Genomic DNA, 19,898 nt, shown 5'->3' with positions numbered 1-19,898 from the left:
ATGGACTTCATTCTGTACGCGGTGCCGTTCTTCTTTGCACTGATCGCCCTCGAACTGCTGGCCGACCGTCGGCGCGGGGTGAGCAACTATCGGGTGGCTGACGCGATCAACAGCATCAGCACCGGCGTGCTGTCGACCACCACGGGACTGCTGACCAAAGGCATTGGACTGGTGACCTACGCGTTCGCCTTCAAGCATCTGGCGTTGTTCGAGTTGTCGGCCGACAGCGTCTGGACCTGGGTGTTTGCCTTCGTCTTCTACGATTTCTGCTACTACTGGCTGCATCGCCTGGGCCACGAGCGCAACATTCTCTGGGCCGCGCATTCGGTGCATCACCAGAGCGAGGACTACAACCTGTCCACGGCGTTGCGCCAGACCAGCACCGGATTCCTCCTGGGCTGGATCTTCTATCTGCCGATGGCGGTGTTTGGCGTGCCGCTGCTGGTATTCGTCAGTGTCGCGGCGCTGAACCTGCTGTATCAGTTCTGGGTGCATACGCGGCACATTCCCAAGCTTGGCTGGTTCGAATGGTTTTTTGTCACGCCATCCAATCATCGGGCTCACCATGCACAGAACGCTCTCTACATGGATCGCAACTACGGCGGCGTGTTCATTATTTGGGACCGTCTGTTCGGTTCGTTCCAGGAAGAAGACGACAACGAGCCGGTGGTCTTCGGCGTGACCACGCCGCTGGCGAGCTGGAATCCCCTGTGGGCGAACGTGCAGTTCTACGCGCAGTTGTGGGCCGATGCGCGGCGTGCCGAAAGCACCTGGGACAAGCTGCGGATATGGTTCATGCGCACGGGCTGGCGCCCGGCGGACGTGGCGGCCAGATACCCGATGAACAAGCCGGACCTGAACCAGTTCCGCAAATTCGAGGTGCCGCTGGAAGGGCGTCAGCAGCTCTACGTCGTGTTGCAGTTCTGCGTCTATATCGCACTGGGCAGCTACTTGATGAATCTCGAGCCGAAGCTGTCAGTCGCCGCCCTGGTGCTGGGCTGGGGAGTGGTGGCGTTCGGTCTGTTTGTGCTGGGCGTGGCCCTAGAGAATCGCCCGTGGGCGTTGAAGCTGGAACTGGTGCGGCTGGCATCGAATCTGCCATTAGCATGGCTGGCCCCGATGGTGGGGCTGTGGCCGGCCAGCGCGGTGGGCTGGATCGGCCTGCTCAGTTACAGCCTGTTGAGTGGCATCGGTCTCTACTGTTGCAGGAACCGCATCACTCGGTTGGCGTCGTAGGGCCTTCGGTATTGGTCCGCGCAGCTTTCAGGGCCTGCTCGTCGGCATAGACCTGCTTGGCCAGGCGGGCATTCTTGAAGCGCCGGCGCAGCCACAGCACGAGGCCCAGGACCAGCAGGGCGCCGAGCACCCAAAGTTCGTACTTCTTCACACTGCCGAGCATGCCTTCGAGCACTGCGCCGAAATGGTAAGCGGCCGCCGCCAGGGCGGCGGCCCAGATCGCCGCGCCAATGCCGTTGAGCAGCAGGTAACGCCCCGGCGGATAGCCCGACAGCCCGATGGCCACCGGCATGACCGTACGCAAACCGTAGACGAAGCGGAAGCTCAGTACCCAGATGTCCGGATGCTTGCGAATGTGCTCCAGCGCCCGGTCACCCATCATCTGCCAGCGCGGCTTGCGCGCCAGCAGTTTTCGACCGTGCTTGCGTCCCAGGAAATACCACAGTTGGTCGCCGGCATAGCTGCCGAAGAAGGCCACGACCACCACCAGGTTGATGTCCATGTATCCACGGAACGCGAGGAAGCCCGCGAGTACCAGGATGGTTTCGCCTTCGAAGAACGTGCCTAGAAAAAGGGCAAAGTAGCCGAAGTCATGCAGAAATTGTTGGAGCATTGTCTGGGTGCTGGCGAAATGAACGCGCAGCCTAACCCTTCGGACACATTCAGGAAAGTGTCCAAATGTGTCTCGACGTGAACATTTCCTACAACGACAATGGAATGCGGCTACACGTCGCAGGGTGCACATAACTGTCATACGTTCGTCATAATGGGCACTTATAACTGTCACGCTCGCCCGTCTGCGCGGGCTCAGGAGTCTGCCGTGAGCTTTACCCCCGCCAACCGTCTGTTCCCCGCAACCCGCCTGCGCCGCAACCGTCGTGACGACTTCTCGCGTCGACTGGTCCGTGAAAACGTCCTGACCGTCGATGACCTGATCCTGCCGGTGTTCGTTCTGGACGGTGAAAACCGTCGCGAAGCGGTGGCTTCGATGCCGGGCGTCGAACGCCTGACCATCGACCTGTTGCTGGAAGAGGCGGCCAAGTGGGTCGAACTGGGGATCCCGGCGCTGGCGCTGTTCCCGGTGACGCCTTCGGAACTCAAGTCTCTGGATGCTGAAGAGGCCTGGAACCCGGAGGGCATCGCCCAGCGCGCCACCCGCGCGCTGCGTGCGCAATTCCCTGAGCTGGGCGTGATCACCGACGTCGCCCTGGATCCGTTCACCACCCACGGTCAGGACGGCATTCTTGATGAAGAAGGCTACGTGCAGAACGACATCACCGTCGACGCACTGGTCAGGCAAGCCCTGTCCCACGCCGAAGCCGGCGCTCAGGTCGTGGCCCCATCGGACATGATGGACGGTCGCATCCAGGCGATTCGCGAAGCCCTTGAAGTGGCCGGTCACGTCAATGTGCGGATCATGGCCTACTCGGCCAAGTACGCCAGTGCCTACTACGGCCCGTTCCGCGATGCGGTCGGTTCGGCGCTGAACCTGGGCAAGGCCAACAAGGCCTCCTATCAGATGGACCCGGCCAACAGCAACGAAGCCCTGCACGAAGTCGCGGCGGACTTGTCAGAAGGTGCGGACATGGTCATGGTCAAGCCAGGCATGCCGTACCTGGACATCCTGTGCCGGGTCAAAGAAGAATTCAAAGTGCCGACGTTTGTCTATCAAGTCAGCGGCGAATACGCCATGCACATGGCGGCGATCCAGAATGGCTGGTTGAGCGAAGGGGTTATCCTCGAGTCGCTGACCGCTTTCAAACGTGCAGGCGCCGATGGCATCCTGACGTACTTTGCCGTTCGTGCCGCTCAATTGTTACGAGAGCAAAAATAGCCCTCCCAGGAACATTCGATGAATACCGAAGTACTCACTGAAGTTGCCGTAAAAGACGCTCAACCGGTGGTGGAGCAAGTCGACGAGACCCCGCCGGAGCTGGAGCCAGCTCCGCCCGCGGCGGTCGTCGAACCCGCTGCGACAGCACCGGCGGTGGCCATTCCCGGTCTGGATGACAGCAGCCTGTACATTCACCGCGAACTGTCGCAACTGCAGTTCAACATCCGCGTGCTGGAGCAGGCGCTGGACGAGTCCTACCCATTGCTGGAGCGGCTGAAGTTTCTGCTGATCTTCTCCAGCAACCTGGACGAGTTCTTCGAAATTCGCGTTGCCGGCCTGAAGAAGCAGATCACCTTCGCCCGTGAACAGGCGGGCGCCGATGGTCTGCAGCCGCATCAGGCGTTGGCGCGCATCAGCGAACTGGTACACGGTCACGTCGACCGTCAGTACGCGATCCTCAACGATATTCTGTTGCCGGAGCTGGAGAAGCATCAGGTCCGCTTCATCCGTCGCCGCAATTGGACGACCAAGCTCAAGACCTGGGTGCGCCGCTATTTCCGCGACGAGATCGCACCGATCATCACCCCTATCGGCCTCGACCCTACGCACCCGTTCCCCTTGCTGGTGAACAAGAGCCTGAACTTCATCGTCGAGCTCGAAGGTATCGACGCCTTCGGTCGCGACTCCGGTCTGGCGATCATCCCGGCACCGCGTCTGCTGCCGCGCATCATCAAGGTGCCGGAAGAAGTCGGCGGCGCTGGCGACAACTATGTATTCCTGTCGTCGATGATCCACGCTCACGCCGATGACCTGTTCCAGGGCATGAAGGTCAAGGGTTGCTACCAGTTCCGCCTGACCCGTAACGCCGACCTCGCGCTGGACTCCGAAGACGTCGAAGACCTGGCCCGCGCCTTGCGCGGCGAGCTGTTTTCCCGTCGCTACGGTGACGCAGTACGCCTGGAAGTGGCCGACACGTGCCCGAAACATCTGTCCGACTACCTGCTCAAACAGTTCAACCTGAGCGAGACCGAGTTGTACCAGGTCAACGGTCCGGTGAACCTGACGCGGCTGTTCAGCATCACCGGCCTGGACAGCCAGCGCGAGCTGCAATACCTGCCGTTCACCCCGCAGATCCCGAAACTGCTGCAGAACAGCGAGAACATTTTCAGCGTGATCAGCAAGCAGGACATCCTGCTGCTGCACCCATTCGAGTCGTTCACCCCGGTGGTCGACCTGCTGCGCCAGGCCGCCAAGGATCCACACGTACTGGCGGTGCGCCAGACGCTGTACCGCTCCGGCGCCAACTCGGAAATCGTCGATGCGCTGGTGGATGCGGCGCGTAACGGCAAGGAAGTCACGGCGGTGATCGAATTGCGTGCGAGGTTCGACGAAGAATCCAACCTGCAACTGGCCAGCCGCCTGCAGGCAGCCGGTGCGGTAGTGATCTACGGCGTGGTCGGCTTCAAGACCCACGCCAAGATGATGCTGATCCTGCGTCGCGAAGCGGGCGAGATCGTGCGCTATGCGCATCTCGGCACGGGTAACTACCACGCCGGCAACGCCCGCCTGTACACCGACTACAGCCTGCTGACCTCCGACGACGCCCTGTGCGAAGACGTCGGCAAACTGTTCAGCCAGTTGATCGGCATGGGTAAGACGCTGCGCATGAAGAAGTTGCTGCACGCGCCGTTCACCCTGAAAAAGGGCATGCTCGACATGATTGCCCGGGAGACCCAGTTCGCCCTCGACGGCAAACCGGCGCACATCATCGCCAAGTTCAACTCGCTGACCGATCCGAAGATCATCCGCGCGCTGTACAAGGCCAGCCAGTCAGGCGTGCGCATCGATCTGGTGGTGCGTGGCATGTGCTGCCTGCGGCCGGGCATCGCCGGGGTCTCCCATAACATCCATGTGCGTTCGATCATCGGCCGTTTCCTGGAGCACACCCGGGTCTTCTACTTCCTCAACGGCGGCGATGAGCAGATGTTCCTCTCCAGTGCCGACTGGATGGAGCGCAACCTCGACAAACGCGTAGAGACTTGCTTCCCGGTGGAAGGCAAGAAACTGATCATGCGGGTCAAGAAAGAGCTGGAGCTGTATCTGACCGATAACACCCACAGCTGGAGCCTGCAGCCGGACGGTCGTTACGTCCGTAACACGCCGACCGGCAACCAGAACCCGCGCAGCGCCCAGGCGACATTGCTGGAGCGTTTGGGCAGTCCGATCCTCACGGTCCGGTAACGGGACTCGCGGGTGAAAAAAGGGCGATCCATGTGGATCGCCCTTTTTTGTATCGGCGCCGTTCCCTGTAGGAGCGAGCTTGCTCGCGATGGACGTGAACGATTATGCGTACTGCCTGGATAAACGCGTTGCCCTCAGGTTTTTCGCGAGCAAGCTCGCTCCTACAGGGGGGCGGTGGCTTAGCGGGCGGTCAACACGATGTCGACCCGGGTCAGCCACTGCGCTTCAATTTCAAAGTCGGCCTGGGTCAGCTGGTTTTCGTCCAGCCAGTTCTCCGGGAACACCACTTCCAGGCTGTTGCCATAAGCGTTCAGTTCCACCTGGGGCATTTGCTGGGTGCCGCGGATGTGGTGGAACAGGATCGCAAAGCGCAGTAGCACGCACAGACGAATCAATTTGACGCCGTCGTCGCCGAAATCGGCGAACTTGTCCTTGGGAATGTTGCGCCGGTGGCCGCGTACCAGCAGCGCGAGCATCAACTGGTCTTCGCGGGAGAATCCGGCGAGGTCCGAGTGCTCGATCAGGTAGGCGCCGTGCTTGTGGTACTGGTAGTGAGCGATGTCCAGGCCCACTTCATGGACCTTGGCCGCCCAGCCCAGCAGTTCGCGCCAGACGCCGTCTTCCAGGTCCCAGTCTTCGGCCACCTGGTCAAACGCGTGCAACGCCTTGCGCTCGACCCGTGCCGCCTGTTCCTGATCGACGTGGTAGCGCTCCATCAGCGAGGTGAGGGTGCGTTCGCGCACGTCCTCGTGATGATGGCGGCCCAGCAAGTCATAGAGCACGCCTTCGCGCAGGGCGCCTTCGCAGTGATCCATGCGTTGCAGTTCGAGGGAGTCGAAGATCGCTTCGAGGATCGCCAGGCCCGCCGGGAAGATCGCCCGGCGATCCGGCTTGATACCTTCGAAGTCGATTTTTTCGACGTCGCCCAGCTTCATCAGTTTGCGCTTGAGCCAGGCCAGGCCTTCGGCGTTGACCTCGCCGGTGCCGTGGCCGCCAGCCTTCAGCGCCAGACCGATGGCGCGGATGGTGCCCGAGGAGCCGATGGCTTCATCCCAGGTCAGGCGGTGCAGGGCGTGCTCGATGCTCATGATCTCCAGCCGCGCCGCCGTGTACGCCTGGGCGTAACGGGCCGGGGTGATCTTGCCGTCCTTGAAATAGCGCTGGGTGTAGCTGACGCAACCCATCTGCAGGCTTTCGCGCAGCAGTGGTTCGAAGCGCTGGCCAATGATGAATTCGGTACTGCCGCCGCCGATGTCGGCCACCAGGCGCTTGCCCGGGGTGTCGGCGAGGGTATGGGACACGCCGAGGTAGATCAGGCGCGCTTCTTCACGGCCGGAAATGACTTCCACCGGGTGGCCGAGAATTTCTTCGGCGCGATGGATGAATTCGGCGCGGTTGCGGGCTTCACGCAGGGCGTTGGTGCCGACGATGCGCACGGCCCCCGTGGGCATACCGCTGATCAGTTGGGCGAAGCGCTTGAGGCAGTCGAGCCCGCGTTGCATCGATTCTTCGTTGAGATGGCGCTCTTCGTCGATGCCGGCGGCCAGCTGAACCTTCTCCCCGAGACGCTCGAGAATACGGATTTCGCCGTTTTGGGCCTTGGCCACGACCATGTGAAAGCTGTTGGAGCCCAGGTCGATTGCGGCGATCAGGGACAGATTCTTGGCTTGGGATTGCGGCATGGTCGGGGGTCTCGGTCGATAACCTCGACATCGTGCCACGATCAAAGGCTGCCGCCAACGCGTAGGAGCTGCCGAAGGCTGCGATCTTTTACCACGGGGCTCTAGTGGTGCGGCCACTGGCCTCTTCGCGGGCAAGCCCGCTCCCACAGGTTTTTGCAGCGAATACGCAATCGTATTCCAGCAGAAGACCTTGTGGGAGCGGGCTTGCCCGCGAAGACGGCGTCAATAGCACCGCAGATCTTCAGACCGCCGCTTCAACCATCCCAATGAAGTTCGCCAGCTCCGCCGTCTGCGGATTGGCGAACAAAACTTTCGGATCCCCGACCTCATGCACCTTGCCCTGGTGCATGAACACCAACTTGTCCCCAACCTCCCGGGCGAAGCGCATTTCGTGAGTGACCATGATCAGTGTCATGCCTTCCCTGGCCAGTTGCCGGACCACGCTCAGCACTTCATTGACCAGCTCCGGGTCCAGGGCCGAGGTGATTTCATCGCACAGCAACACTTTCGGCGACATCGCCAGGGCACGGGCAATCGCCACCCGCTGTTGCTGGCCGCCGGACAGCCGATCAGGGAAGGCATCGAACTTTTCCCCCAGCCCGACCCGTTCCAGCATCTGTCGCGCCAGTTCGGCGGCCTTGGCCTTTGGCACCTTCTGCACCACTTGCGGCGCCAGCATGACGTTCTCACCCACGGTCAGGTGCGGGAACAGGTTGAACTGCTGGAACACCATGCCGACTTTCTGTCGCAGGCTGCGCAGGTCGGCGCGGGCGGCGTCGAGGTATTCGCCGTCGACTTCGATCACACCGTCGTTGATCGACTCCAGGCCGTTGAGGGTGCGCAGCAAGGTGGATTTTCCCGAGCCACTGCGGCCGATGATCGCCACCACCTGGCCTTCCTCGATGCTCAGGTCGATGCCTTTGAGCACATGATGGTCGCCGTAGTATTTATGCAGGGCGGAAATTCTAAGCAGAGGCATGCAGTCTCCTTTCCAGGTAGCGCGCACTGAGCGACAGGGGGTAGCAGAGCAGGAAGTAGCCGAGGGCGACGAGGCCGTAGACCATGAAGGGTTCGAAGGTCGCGTTGGCGAGCATGCCGCCGGTCTTGGTCAGTTCGGTGAAGCCGATGATCGAGGTGACGGCGGTGCCTTTGACCACTTGCACCGAGAAGCCCACGGTCGGCGCCACGGCGATGCGCAGCGCCTGGGGCAGGATCACATGGCGCAATTGTTCCAGCGGGTTCAGAGCCAGGCTCGCCGAGGCTTCCCACTGGCCGTTGGGGATTGATTCGACGCAGCCGCGCCAGATCTCCGCGAGGTAAGCGCTGGTGAACAGCGTCAGGGCAATCGCCGCTGCCATCCACGGCGAGATTTCCACCCCGGCCAGGGCCACGCCGAAAAACACCAGGAACAGCTGCATCAGCAGCGGCGTGCCCTGGAACAGTTCGATGTAGGTGCGGGCAAAGCTGCGCGGAAGGGATTTACCCGAGATGCGCATGACCATGATCAGCAGGCCGATCAGCCCGCCGCCAACGAACGCCACCAGCGACAGCGCCAGCGTCCATTGCAGGCCGGTGAGCAGGTTGCGCACGATGTCCCAGAAGGTGAAATCACTCATCGGCTGCTCCTTGCGATGAACCGTTGGCCGATCCAGTTCAGCAACTGGCGGATCAGCAGTGCCATGCACAGATAGAGCAAGGTGGTCAGGGCGTAGGTTTCAAAGGCGCGGAAGTTGCGCGACTGAATGAAGTTGGCGGCGAAGCTCAGCTCTTCGGTGGCGATCTGCGAACACACCGCCGAGCCGAGCATGACGATGATGATCTGGCTGCTCAGGGCCGGCCAGACTTTGCCCAGTGCCGGCAGCAGGACAACATGGCGGAACGCTTCGAAGCGCGTCATCGCCAGTGCCGCCGCAGCTTCCAGCTGACCCCGGGGGATCGCCTGGATGCCGGCGCGGATGATCTCGGTCGAATAGGCGCCGAGGTTGATCACCATCGCCAGCACCGCCGCCTGCCATTCGGAAATCTGCACGCCCAGGGACGGCAAACCGAAGAAGATGAAAAACAGCTGCACCAGGAATGGCGTGTTGCGGATCAACTCGACGTAGACCGCGAAAATCCCCGCGAAAGGCCGGATGTTCCACGCCCGCACCAGCGCCCCGACGATGCCCAGCCCCACGCCGAGCACAGCGCCGATGGCGGTCAGCTCAAGGGTGAACAACGCACCGCGCAGCAACAGATCAGTGTTGTTCACTACCGGCAAGAAGTCGAATTGATAAGCCATAACGTCTCTCCTGCACGCGAGATCAGAGGTCGGCCGGCAGTGGTTCTTTCAGCCAGGTCAGGGCGTTTTTCTCCAGCGCGCCGTCGCTCTTGGCGGTCACCAGGATCTGATTGACCTTGTCCAGCAGCGCCGGCTCGTTCTTGTTCACACCGACGTAGACCGGCGAATCCTTGAGCTTCACTTTCAGCGCCGGTACGCGTTTCGGACTCTTCTCGCTGATCGCGACCATCACCACGTTGCCGCTGGCGATCAGGTCGACTTGCCCGGCCAGATACGCGGCGATGGTCGAGTTGTTGTCTTCGAAGCGCTTGATGGTCACGCCTTCGGGGGCGACCTTGGTCAGCTCGATGTCTTCGATGGCGCCGCGGGTGACGCTGATGGTCTTGCCCTTGAGGTCGTCCAGGGTCTTGATGTCGGCGTCTGGCGGACCGAACACGGCGAGGTAGAAGGGCGCGTAGGCGCGGGAGAAGTCGATGACCTTCTCACGTTCCGGGTTCTTGCCGAGGCTGGAAATCACCAGGTCTACCTTGCCGGTGGTGAGGAACGGGATGCGGTTGGTGCTGTTGACCGGGGTCAGTTCGAGTTTGACCTTGAGTTGGTCGGCCAGCAGTTTCGCGGTGTCGATGTCGAGGCCACGGGGCTTCATATCCGGCCCGACCGAGCCGAAGGGCGGGAAGTCCTGAGGAACGGCCACCTTGAGGACGCCGCGCTTGACCACATCCTCCAGGCCGTCGGCGTGGGCGGGTGCCTGGGTCAGCATCAGGCTGGCAAACAGGGCGGCGAGGAGGGCGCTGAAACGCTGGGTCATGGCAAATCTCCAAATCGGCAAGAAGTGATTTCTGCCGATCGACAGAGCATGGGCCATGCCAACATAGGGTTTTGGGGGCGCCAGAGCGCGGTTTTGCTGGCGTCGAACGGTCTTACTGGTCTGAACAGTCAGGTTGTGTTTCGCACCCCGATGGCGCAACCGTGAAAATCACCGAACCCCCATGGGGCACGACTTGCCGGGCGTCGCGAATAGCTTTACAACTGAGCGCACATTGGCCTGGTTCGTCTGGAAAACCATGAACTCGATCTCCCGCGCCGTACCCGAAGTGGCGCTGCAAGCCATCCGCAAACTGATTACCGAACAGGGCTTCGGGCCGGGGGATGCCTTGCCCTCGCAACGGGACCTGGCGGTACAGTTGGGCGTAAGCCGGGCTTCTTTGCGCGAGGCGTTGTCGTCCCTGAGTGCGCTGGGTGTCATCAGCATCCAGCCGGGCAAAGGCGTATTCGTGCAGGCGCCGATGGAGTTGCCGCGAGGCGAGGCCGCACCGGGCTGGCCGTTTGCGGCGCAGGCTTCGCCGCTGGATATCTTCCAGTTGCGCTACGCGCTGGAGGGGTTTGCCGCGGGGCTGGCGGCCGTGACCTTGAGCACCGAGGAACTCGATGCGCTGGAAGACAATGTCGCCGCCATGCGCAACGAACTCAAAGCCGCTGATTTCGAAGCGGCGGCGCGCCTGGACTTCGAATTCCACCGGCGCATCCTGCTGGCCAGCGGCAATCAGGCAATGTTGAGTATCCTCACCGCCAGCGCCGATATCTTCCTGGAAAGCCAGAAACTACCGTTCATCCGGGCCGAGCGGGCCATGGAAACCTGGCAGGAGCACCGCAAGATCCTTCGCGCGCTGGCCCGCCGTGCCTCTGGCGCCGCGCAAAAAGCCATGCACGAGCACGTGCGCAACGCGGCGTTGCGCACCGGAATCGCCTTCATCGCTCCCGCTACGGTGTGACCCGGGCTATACCCAAACTCATGGAACACCATAGCGAGACTCAATCATCTGCAGCTTCCTGAACGAGGGAAGGGCAGCTATGATGGGCCACGTTTTTTTGCTTACAACCCTGGAGAATTCCATGAGCAGCGATCTTATCAAACACGTTAGCGACGCTAGCTTCGAGGCCGACGTACTCAAGGCTGAAGGCGCTGTACTGGTCGATTACTGGGCTGAGTGGTGCGGCCCTTGCAAAATGATCGCTCCTGTTCTGGACGAAATTGCCGAGACCTACAAAGGCAAGCTGACCGTCGCCAAGCTGAACATCGACGAAAACCAGGAAACCCCGGCCAAGCATGGCGTGCGTGGTATCCCGACCCTGATGCTGTTCAAGAACGGCAACGTTGAAGCGACCAAGGTCGGCGCACTGTCGAAGTCGCAACTGGCTGCTTTCCTCGACGCCAACATCTAAGCGTCGCTGCAAAGTGTCCTGAAAAAGCCTCGCAAATAGCGGGGCTTTTTGCGTATTCAGGGCTAGACGCTCCCAAACTCAGGTGGTACATTCGGCCCCGCACTGGTTTCTCCATTGCCCCCTGCTAGCCGTCGCCGACGCACTCCTTTTCGAATAAGTACGCGATCCTGTCGCCTTCTCTGCGGCGCGGCCTCATTAAGCCAAAAGCTTAATTTCCCCCCTCCATAAATGATTACGTCATTCCTATATGAATCTGACTGAACTCAAGCAAAAGCCGATTACCGAACTGCTCGAATTGGCCGAACAGATGGGCATAGAAAATATGGCCCGTTCGCGCAAGCAGGACGTGATTTTCTCCCTGCTCAAGAAGCACGCGAAAAGCGGTGAGGAAATCTCCGGTGATGGCGTGCTGGAGATTCTCCAGGACGGCTTCGGCTTCCTGCGCTCCGCTGACGCCTCCTATCTCGCCGGTCCAGACGATATCTACGTCTCGCCGAGCCAGATCCGTCGTTTCAACTTGCGCACCGGTGACACCATCGTTGGCAAGATCCGCCCTCCTAAGGAAGGCGAGCGTTATTTCGCGCTGCTCAAGGTCGACACGATCAACTTCGACCGTCCGGAAAACGCGAAAAACAAGATTCTCTTCGAGAACCTGACCCCGCTGTTCCCGACCGTGCGCATGAAGATGGAAGCCGGTAACGGTTCCACCGAAGACCTGACCGGTCGTGTCATCGACCTGTGCGCCCCGATCGGCAAAGGCCAGCGCGGTCTGATCGTTGCTCCGCCGAAAGCGGGCAAGACGATCATGCTGCAGAACATTGCTGCGAACATCGCGCGTAACAACCCTGAAGTTCACCTGATCGTGCTGCTGATCGACGAACGTCCGGAAGAAGTAACCGAAATGCAGCGCACCGTGCGCGGCGAAGTGGTTGCCTCGACGTTCGACGAGCCGCCAACCCGCCACGTGCAGGTTGCCGAAATGGTGATCGAGAAGGCTAAGCGCCTGGTCGAGCACAAGAAAGACGTGGTGATCCTGCTCGACTCCATCACCCGTCTGGCCCGTGCCTACAACACCGTGATCCCGAGCTCCGGCAAGGTACTGACCGGTGGTGTCGATGCCCACGCCCTGGAGAAACCGAAGCGTTTCTTCGGCGCCGCGCGGAACATCGAAGAAGGCGGCTCGCTGACCATCATCGCCACCGCGCTGGTTGAAACCGGCTCGAAGATGGACGAAGTGATCTACGAGGAATTCAAAGGCACCGGCAACATGGAGCTGCCTCTGGATCGCCGCATCGCTGAAAAGCGCGTATTCCCGGCCATCAACATCAACCGTTCCGGCACCCGCCGCGAAGAGTTGCTGACCGCCGACGACGAGCTGCAGCGCATGTGGATCCTGCGCAAGCTGCTGCATCCGATGGATGAAGTGGCTGCCATCGAGTTCCTGGTCGACAAGCTGAAAACGACCAAGACCAACGATGAGTTCTTCCTGTCGATGAAACGCAAGTAAGTCGAGCAGGCAAAGAGAGCCGGGGAAACCCGGCTTTTTGCTATCCGATTTTTGATCAGGTGGCAGTTCGTGGTTCTGAACCGAAGGGTTCGGCGCTAAACTGCCTGCCCCGAACGCCACGGCCAACACGAGGCTTACGCATGCAGTATCGCGACTTGCGCGACTTTATCAGCGGGCTGGAACAGCGCGGCGAACTCAAGCGCATTCAGGTTCCGGTGTCCCCAGTACTGGAAATGACCGAGGTCTGCGACCGCACCTTGCGCGCCAAAGGCCCGGCCCTGCTTTTCGAAAAGCCCACGGGTTTTGACATTCCGGTGCTCGGCAACCTGTTCGGTACGCCTGAGCGCGTAGCACTGGGCATGGGCGCGGAAGCGGTCAGCGAATTGCGCGAGATCGGCAAGCTGCTGGCGTTCCTCAAGGAGCCCGAGCCGCCGAAAGGCCTGAAGGATGCCTGGTCCAAGCTGCCGATCTTCCGCAAGATCATCTCGATGGCACCCAAGGTGGTCAAAGACGCGATCTGCCAGGAAGTGGTCATCGAAGGCGACGATGTTGACCTCTCGAAGTTGCCGGTACAGACCTGCTGGCCAGGCGACGTCGCGCCGCTGATCACCTGGGGCCTGACCGTCACCAAGGGGCCGAACAAGGACCGACAGAACCTCGGTATCTACCGTCAGCAGGTGATTGGCCGCAATAAAGTCATCATGCGCTGGCTGAGCCACCGTGGCGGTGCGCTGGATTATCGCGAGTGGTGCGAAAAGCATCCGGGCCAACCCTTTCCTGTTGCCGTTGCATTGGGCGCAGACCCGGCGACCATCCTCGGCGCCGTGACCCCGGTGCCCGACAGCCTTTCCGAATACGCCTTCGCCGGCCTGTTGCGCGGTAACCGCACTGAGTTGGTGAAGTGCCGCGGCAACGACCTGCAAGTGCCGGCCACCGCCGAAATCATCCTCGAAGGCGTGATCCATCCGGGCGAGATGGCCGATGAAGGCCCGTACGGCGACCACACCGGTTACTACAACGAAGTCGACAGCTTCCCGGTATTCACCGTCGAGCGCATCACCCACCGGATCAAACCGATCTACCACAGCACCTACACCGGCCGTCCGCCGGATGAGCCGGCGATCCTCGGCGTCGCGCTGAACGAAGTGTTCGTGCCGATCCTGCAGAAGCAGTTCCCGGAGATCACCGATTTCTACCTGCCGCCCGAAGGTTGCTCGTACCGCATGGCCATCGTGACCATGAAGAAGTCGTATCCGGGCCATGCCAAGCGGGTAATGCTGGGTGTCTGGTCGTTTTTGCGACAGTTCATGTACACCAAGTTCGTTATCGTCACCGACGACGATATCAACGCCCGGGACTGGAACGACGTGATCTGGGCCATCACCACGCGCATGGACCCCAAGCGCGACACGGTGATGATCGACAACACGCCGATCGACTACCTGGACTTCGCTTCGCCGGTGTCCGGCCTGGGGTCGAAAATGGGCCTTGATGCCACGCATAAATGGCCGGGCGAAACCACCCGTGAGTGGGGCCGTGTCATCGTCAAGGACGATGCGGTGACCCAGCGGATCGATGCCATCTGGAATCAGTTAGGAATAGATTGATGCGTGTAACCTTGCAGCCCTCCGGAGCAGTGCTTGAGATATTGCCCGGCGAGCGGATTCTCGATGGCGCGCGACGACTGGGCTACGAATGCCCGCAAAGTTGCCGCAACGGCAATTGCCACGTGTGCGCGGCGCTGCTGGTGGAAGGTCGGGTCGAGCAGGCCGGCAATGTGCGTGATCATGGCGAGTTCTACACTTGCATAGCGGAGCCGCTGGAAGACTGCATTGTGCTGTGGGATGGCGTGCTCGCCTTGGGAGAACTGCCGGTGCGCAGCGTGTCGTGTCAGGTCATTGAGTGCAAGGACGTGGGCGGCGATACCTGGCGCGTGCGTCTGCGGGCTCCGGCCGGCAAACCGCCGCGCTACCACGCCGGGCAGTACCTGATGATCGAGCGCGAGAACGGCGAAAAGTCCGCCTTTTCCCTCGCCTCGGCACCGCATGCGGGGCGCGATCTGGAAATCCACGTACTGGCGCGCGAGTCCAGTGCGCTGAGCCTGATCGAGCAGCTCCAGCGCAACAGCATGGTGCGGGTTGAGTTGCCGTTTGGCGATACCCACCTGGAGGAGTTGCCGGACGGCCCTCTCGTGCTGATCGCCGCTGGCACCGGCATGGGCCAGATCCACGGCCTGATCGAACATTGCCGGGCCACGGGTTTCAAGCATCCGGTGCATTTGTATTGGGGCGTGCGTCGTCCAGAAGACTTTTATCAAGTCGAGCACTGGAACGAATGGCTGAAACTACCCAACCTGTTCCTGCACAAGGTCGTCAGTGATCAATGCGGTTGGGAAGGGCGCTGCGGCATGTTGCATGAAGCGGTCTGTGAAGACTTTCCCGATCTCAAGGCCCTGCATGTCTACGCCAGTGGCTCGCCGGCCATGGTCTACGGTACGCTGGATGCGCTGGTGGAAGCGGGGATGGACGCGCACCAGATGCGCGCCGATGTGTTTGCCTACGCCCCCAGATCCTGATGCTACCCCCCTGTAGGAGCGAGCTTGCTCGCGATGGTCGTTAACGATTACGCGGGAAGTCAGGCTGCCCGCAGCGTTCTTGAGTCCATCGCGAGCAAGCTCGCTCCTACAGGGTTATAGGTTCATAACTCTCTATATAGCCCATCGGTATTTATAAAAAAATATAAATGCCAGTAGGTTATATTCAAGTCAGGTAATTAATTAAGAACTGTGCCATGGCATTCAAATTGCCTTAAAACATATGTGCCTTATTGTTACAGCTGTGCGTTCTATTAAGTAATTCTTCACCCGCGGGGAGCTGAACGCTATTCGCCATGAGCGCCATCGAATCTGCTTTTTTGAATCTGGCTTACCCTCCGCGGCTCGACTTGGGGCCGCAGCTCACTCACGAACAATTGCTCAGCTCGATGCAGTCGACCATGGCCCGTCACAAGGGTGGGCCGGTGTGGCTGTTTGCCTACGGCTCGCTGATCTGGCGGCCTGAATGCACGGCGGTTGAACGGGTTCGCGGCCGGGTGCATGGCTACCATCGCGGGTTGTATCTGTGGTCCCACGAACATCGCGGCACTCCGGAAATGCCCGGCCTGGTGTTCGGCCTGGATCGCGGTGGCTCTTGCAGCGGTTTTGCCTATCGCTTGCCCGAAGAGCAACTCGAAGCGTCGCTGTACGCACTTTGGCAGCGCGAGATGCCATTTCCTTCCTACCGCCCGCACTGGCTCAACTGCCGACTCGAAGATGGCAGCCAGGTTCAGGCCTTGGGGTTTGTGCTGGAGCGACATCTGCCCAGTTATGCCGGCAACCTGCCGGACCATGTGCTGAGCCATGTGTTCGAAAACGCTTGCGGGCGTTACGGCACCACTCGCGATTATGTCGAGCAGACCGCGCACGCCCTGCGTAGCCACGCCATGCCAGACCGGAATCTGGAGGCGCGGCTCAAGCGCTGTAAGTCAAAGGCTGATCAAGCGAGTGCTTCGCGGCCCTGACTGGCGACTTGTTTGTGTCGTAGCGTCGGGGCGAGGAAGGCCATCGCCAGCAGGCAGGCGCCCACCAGCAGCACGAAACCGCCGTCCCAACCAAAATGGTCCACGGTGTAGCCCATCGCTGCACTGGCCGCGACCGAACCGCCCAGGTAGCCGAACAGGCCGGTGAAGCCCGCCGCCGTACCGGCCGCTTTCTTCGGTGCAAGCTCCAGCGCCTGCAAGCCGATCAGCATGACCGGGCCGTAGATCAGGAAGCCTATTGAAAGCAGCGCGATCATGTCGATCATCGGGTTGCCGGCCGGGTTGAGCCAGTAAACCAGTGTCGCGACCGTCACCAGCGCCATGAACACCATGCCGGTCAGGCCGCGGTTGCCACGGAAGATCTTGTCCGACATCCAGCCGCACAGCAGGGTGCCCGGAATACCTGCCCACTCGTAGAAGAAATACGCCCACGAGGTTTTATCCACGGTGAAGCCCTTGGCTTCCTTGAGGTAGGTTGGTGCCCAGTCCAGCACGCCGTAGCGCAGCAGATAGACAAAGACGTTGGCCAGGGCGATGTACCAGAGCATTTTGTTGCGCAGCACGTATTTGACGAAGATTTCCTTGGCGCTGAATTCCTCTTCGTGGCTGGCATCGTAGCCTTCCGGGTAGTCGTTCTTGTACTGCTCAATCGGCGGCAGGCCAACCGATTGCGGGGTGTCGCGCATGGTTACAAAGGCAAACACCGCTACCGCCAGTGCCACCGCTGCCGGCACGTAGAACGCCGCATGCCAGTCATTGAACAGGCCCATGCCGATCAGGAACAACGGGCCGATCAGGCCGCCGCCGACGTTGTGCGCCACGTTCCACACGGACACCACGCCGCCACGTTCCTTCTGCGACCACCAGTGCACCATGGTCCGGCCACTCGGCGGCCAACCCATGCCCTGCGCCCAGCCGTTGATGAACAGCAGAATGAACATCATGGTCACGCTGGACGTCGCCCATGGCGCGAAACCGAAAATGAACATCACGCCAGCCGACACCAACAGCCCGAACGGCAGGAAGAAACGCGGGTTGGAACGGTCGGACACCAGGCCCATGAGGAACTTCGACAGGCCGTAGGCAATCGCGATGGCGGACATCGCCAGACCCAGCTGACCGCGGGAGTAACCCTCGTCGATCAGGTACGGCATGGCCAGGGAGAAGTTTTTGCGCAGCAGGTAGTAACCGGCATAGCCAATGAAGATGCCGGCGAAGATCTGCCAGCGCAGGCGTCGGTAGGTGCTGTCTATTTTTTCTTCAGGCAATGGAGCCTGATGTGCGGCAGGACGAAAGAAAGCAAACATTCAAGAGCTCCAGATTTCTTGTTTTGACTGCGGTTGCGAATGTTACAGTTTCGTTACCGAAAATAGCACCGGTTCTCATCGGCAAAACAGCGGAAATGTTGGATATCGCGCATTCCTTTATGAACATGTCGCTCAGGTGAAAGTGAAGGGCGTTGTAGGAAGCATCACCCACCCATGCTTTACGCGACTGATCCGTCCCGGGTAGGGCAATTCTTTAGGAAATGTCCTGCTCTGTTACCGGAAGCCGTGACCTTCAGTGCAGCACCCTTGAGCTTTAACCTTTGCCGTACAGCCAGTTGTGGCGTTTCAGGTGCGAGGGAGAGGAGGATGCGGTGGTTTTTGTTTGTGGTGCTGTTGTTTGTTGTGTCTGTTGAAAGCAGCGCAGGGGAGGTGTTCCTGATACCGGAAAACAACCCCAAGCCGATTTACCCACCGGCGCTGCATCGGGCTGGAGTCACCGGTAATGTCCGGGTCAGGTTCATGGCACATGCCAACGGCTCGGTCAGCAAGGTGAGCATTTTGCAAAGCGATCACCCTGATTTCGCCGAGGCGACCAGAGTCGCCATAGCGCAGTGGCGGTTCAAGCCATGGACCGTTGAGGGTGACAAGCCTGAGGAGCAGGAAGTCGTTGCGCCGATGATGTTCAGGTTCGATGTGCATCTACCGCTGCATCTCAACCAGTGGCTCAAGGCATTGAGATGCCGCGATCTCAATGAGGCACTGGCGCGTGCCCCGGAGCACGAGTGGATTGATTCCACCGCCTTCCATTACATCCGGGCTTATCTGTCGAACGCGTTTTCCACGGCAACACTGCCGACCGAACGGCGTCTGGCATTGATCGCCGATATGAACAGAAAGGTGCCGATCATTATCAGGCAATGCTCGAACAACCCGGGATCCAGGTATGTAAGGTTTTTGCCGGAAGACATCCGCCAGTTACTGTAGGGAAAGAGCCTGGACTCAGAGGTCCGGGCCCTTTGCCGGATTCAGCGAACCTGCACCACCACTTTCCCGACTGCTTTACGCTGGCCAAGATCGTTGATCGCCTGCGCCGCATTGCCCAGTGGATACACCTGCGACACCAGCGGCTTCAGCTTGCCTTCGGCAAACCAGCCAAACAGCTGCTGGAAGTTCGCCGCGTTGTCCTGCGGCTGGCGTTGGGCGAATGAGCCCCAGAACACACCGAGCACTGCTGCGCCTTTGAGCAGCGCCAGGTTGACCGGCAATTCGGGGATTCGCCCGCTGGCGAAGCCGACCACCAAAAGGCGACCGTTCCAGGCGATGGCGCGGATGGCCTGGTCGAACAGGTCGCCGCCCACCGGGTCGTAGATCACGTCGGCGCCCTGGCCATCGGTCAGGCGCTTGATTTCGTCCTTGAGGCTGGTTTCGCTGTAGTTGATCAGTTCATCGGCGCCGGCGGCCTTGGCCACGGCGAGTTTTTCCGCGCTGCTGGCCGCGGCAATCACCCGGGCGCCCATGGCTTTGCCGATTTCCACCGCCGCCAGGCCGACACCGCCGGAGGCACCCAGCACCAGCAGGGTTTCGCCCGGTTGCAGGTTGCCGCGCTGCTTGAGGGCGTGCATCGAGGTGCCGTAGGTCATGCTGAAGGCGGCAGCGGTGTTGAAGTCCATGGAGGGCGGAATCGGCAACACGTTGTAGCCCGGCACGGCAACCTGTTCGGCAAAGCTGCCCCAGCCGGTCAGGGCCATGACCCGGTCACCGACTTTCAGGTGGCTGACCTTCTCGCCGACTTCGCGGACCACGCCGGCCGCTTCGCCACCCGGAGAAAACGGGAAGGGCGGCTTGAACTGGTACTTGCCCTCGATGATCAGCGTGTCGGGGAAATTGACCCCGGCGGCGTGCACCTCCAGCAGGATTTCATTCTTCTTCGCGACAGGACTGGCGACGTCTTCCAGCACCAGCGATTCGGCAGGGCCGAAGGCTTTGCACAGCACGGCTTTCATCAGGGCTATTCCTTTGGGAGTGATGGCCGATAAGTGTAGGTGTGTGG

General features: G+C 60.7%; 18 protein-coding genes. 10 read left to right on the top strand and 8 right to left on the bottom strand.

The window, feature by feature from the left end; genetic code table 11:
• On the top strand, nucleotides 1–1,236 hold the full coding sequence (locus tag BSF40_RS05010; protein ID WP_095964296.1) for a sterol desaturase family protein: 1,236 nt from the start codon (nucleotides 1–3) through the stop codon (nucleotides 1,234–1,236).
• Here BSF40_RS05010 and BSF40_RS05005 read toward each other — a convergent pair.
• Complete coding sequence (locus tag BSF40_RS05005) at nucleotides 1,217–1,849, bottom strand: DedA family protein (protein WP_007978862.1); 633 nt, start codon at nucleotides 1,847–1,849, stop codon at nucleotides 1,217–1,219. The two genes, BSF40_RS05010 and BSF40_RS05005, sit on opposite strands and share 20 nt — an antisense overlap.
• Nucleotides 1,850–2,056: 207 nt before the next feature.
• On the opposite strand from BSF40_RS05005, the gene hemB reads away from it, so the two are divergent.
• The gene (hemB, locus tag BSF40_RS05000) at nucleotides 2,057–3,070 is read left to right on the top strand and encodes a porphobilinogen synthase (protein WP_007978864.1); all 1,014 of its coding nucleotides are present in this window, start codon (nucleotides 2,057–2,059) and stop codon (nucleotides 3,068–3,070) included.
• 18 nt (nucleotides 3,071–3,088) lie between these two features.
• Entirely contained in the window at nucleotides 3,089–5,311 is a 2,223-nt protein-coding gene (gene ppk1 / locus BSF40_RS04995) for a polyphosphate kinase 1 (protein ID WP_095964295.1), read from the top strand.
• 179 nt (nucleotides 5,312–5,490) lie between these two features.
• On the opposite strand, the gene ppx is transcribed toward ppk1, so the two are convergent.
• The 5 genes from ppx to BSF40_RS04970 form a co-directional block, all read right to left on the bottom strand.
• Nucleotides 5,491–6,993 carry an exopolyphosphatase gene (gene ppx / locus BSF40_RS04990; RefSeq protein ID WP_095964294.1) on the bottom strand — a complete coding sequence of 501 codons (1,503 nt, stop codon included), beginning with the start codon at nucleotides 6,991–6,993 and terminating at the stop codon, nucleotides 5,491–5,493.
• Nucleotides 6,994–7,234: 241 nt separating this feature from the next.
• A complete protein-coding gene (locus BSF40_RS04985; protein WP_007978870.1) occupies nucleotides 7,235–7,972 on the bottom strand; it encodes an amino acid ABC transporter ATP-binding protein in 738 nt (245 codons plus the stop codon).
• Nucleotides 7,959–8,609, bottom strand: coding sequence for an amino acid ABC transporter permease (locus tag BSF40_RS04980; protein WP_095964293.1), 651 nt, complete (start codon nucleotides 8,607–8,609; stop codon nucleotides 7,959–7,961). The genes BSF40_RS04985 and BSF40_RS04980 overlap by 14 nt, the downstream gene beginning before the upstream one ends.
• A complete protein-coding gene (locus BSF40_RS04975) occupies nucleotides 8,606–9,274 on the bottom strand; it encodes an amino acid ABC transporter permease (RefSeq protein WP_007978873.1) in 669 nt (222 codons plus the stop codon). Before BSF40_RS04975 ends, BSF40_RS04980 begins: the two co-directional genes overlap by 4 nt.
• Before the next feature lie 22 nt (nucleotides 9,275–9,296).
• Nucleotides 9,297–10,082 carry a transporter substrate-binding domain-containing protein gene (locus tag BSF40_RS04970; RefSeq protein ID WP_095964292.1) on the bottom strand — a complete coding sequence of 262 codons (786 nt, stop codon included), beginning with the start codon at nucleotides 10,080–10,082 and terminating at the stop codon, nucleotides 9,297–9,299.
• Nucleotides 10,083–10,338: 256 nt separating this feature from the next.
• On the opposite strand from BSF40_RS04970, the gene BSF40_RS04965 reads away from it, so the two are divergent.
• The 6 genes from BSF40_RS04965 to BSF40_RS04940 all read left to right on the top strand — a co-directional run bounded on the left by BSF40_RS04965 (nucleotide 10,339) and on the right by BSF40_RS04940 (nucleotide 16,562).
• Nucleotides 10,339–11,046, top strand: coding sequence for a FadR/GntR family transcriptional regulator (locus BSF40_RS04965; RefSeq protein WP_095964440.1), 708 nt, complete (start codon nucleotides 10,339–10,341; stop codon nucleotides 11,044–11,046).
• A 121-nt stretch (nucleotides 11,047–11,167) separates the two neighbouring features.
• Complete coding sequence (gene trxA / locus BSF40_RS04960) at nucleotides 11,168–11,497, top strand: thioredoxin TrxA (protein WP_003206727.1); 330 nt, start codon at nucleotides 11,168–11,170, stop codon at nucleotides 11,495–11,497.
• 247 nt (nucleotides 11,498–11,744) lie between these two features.
• Complete coding sequence (rho, locus tag BSF40_RS04955) at nucleotides 11,745–13,004, top strand: transcription termination factor Rho (protein WP_003206716.1); 1,260 nt, start codon at nucleotides 11,745–11,747, stop codon at nucleotides 13,002–13,004.
• 140 nt (nucleotides 13,005–13,144) lie between these two features.
• A complete protein-coding gene (gene ubiD, locus BSF40_RS04950) occupies nucleotides 13,145–14,611 on the top strand; it encodes a 4-hydroxy-3-polyprenylbenzoate decarboxylase (protein WP_095964291.1) in 1,467 nt (488 codons plus the stop codon).
• Nucleotides 14,611–15,579 (top strand): CDP-6-deoxy-delta-3,4-glucoseen reductase, encoded by a 969-nt coding sequence (locus tag BSF40_RS04945; RefSeq protein WP_095964290.1) that lies wholly within the window; start codon nucleotides 14,611–14,613, stop codon nucleotides 15,577–15,579. Before ubiD ends, BSF40_RS04945 begins: the two co-directional genes overlap by 1 nt.
• A gap of 314 nt (nucleotides 15,580–15,893) precedes the next feature.
• Nucleotides 15,894–16,562: a gamma-glutamylcyclotransferase gene (locus BSF40_RS04940; protein ID WP_007978886.1), complete on the top strand. Its 669-nt coding sequence runs from the start codon at nucleotides 15,894–15,896 to the stop codon at nucleotides 16,560–16,562.
• Here BSF40_RS04940 and glpT read toward each other — a convergent pair.
• The gene (glpT, locus tag BSF40_RS04935; protein ID WP_015097309.1) at nucleotides 16,538–17,887 is read right to left on the bottom strand and encodes a glycerol-3-phosphate transporter; all 1,350 of its coding nucleotides are present in this window, start codon (nucleotides 17,885–17,887) and stop codon (nucleotides 16,538–16,540) included. The two genes, BSF40_RS04940 and glpT, sit on opposite strands and share 25 nt — an antisense overlap.
• A gap of 327 nt (nucleotides 17,888–18,214) precedes the next feature.
• Here glpT and BSF40_RS04930 point away from each other — a divergent pair, with 327 nt between their 5' ends.
• The gene (locus tag BSF40_RS04930; protein WP_095964289.1) at nucleotides 18,215–18,832 is read left to right on the top strand and encodes an energy transducer TonB; all 618 of its coding nucleotides are present in this window, start codon (nucleotides 18,215–18,217) and stop codon (nucleotides 18,830–18,832) included.
• Between the two features lie 41 nt (nucleotides 18,833–18,873).
• On the opposite strand, the gene BSF40_RS04925 is transcribed toward BSF40_RS04930, so the two are convergent.
• Complete coding sequence (locus BSF40_RS04925) at nucleotides 18,874–19,851, bottom strand: NADPH:quinone oxidoreductase family protein (RefSeq protein WP_095964288.1); 978 nt, start codon at nucleotides 19,849–19,851, stop codon at nucleotides 18,874–18,876.
• Nucleotides 19,852–19,898 lie beyond the last annotated feature (47 nt).

This window comes from Pseudomonas sp. ACN5 (assembly GCF_002303975.1).
GTDB classification, from domain to species: Bacteria; Pseudomonadota; Gammaproteobacteria; order Pseudomonadales; family Pseudomonadaceae; genus Aquipseudomonas; species Aquipseudomonas laurylsulfatiphila.
The sequence above is the reverse complement of the archived record's forward strand: the minus strand, read 5'-3'. Positions and strand labels throughout refer to the sequence as shown.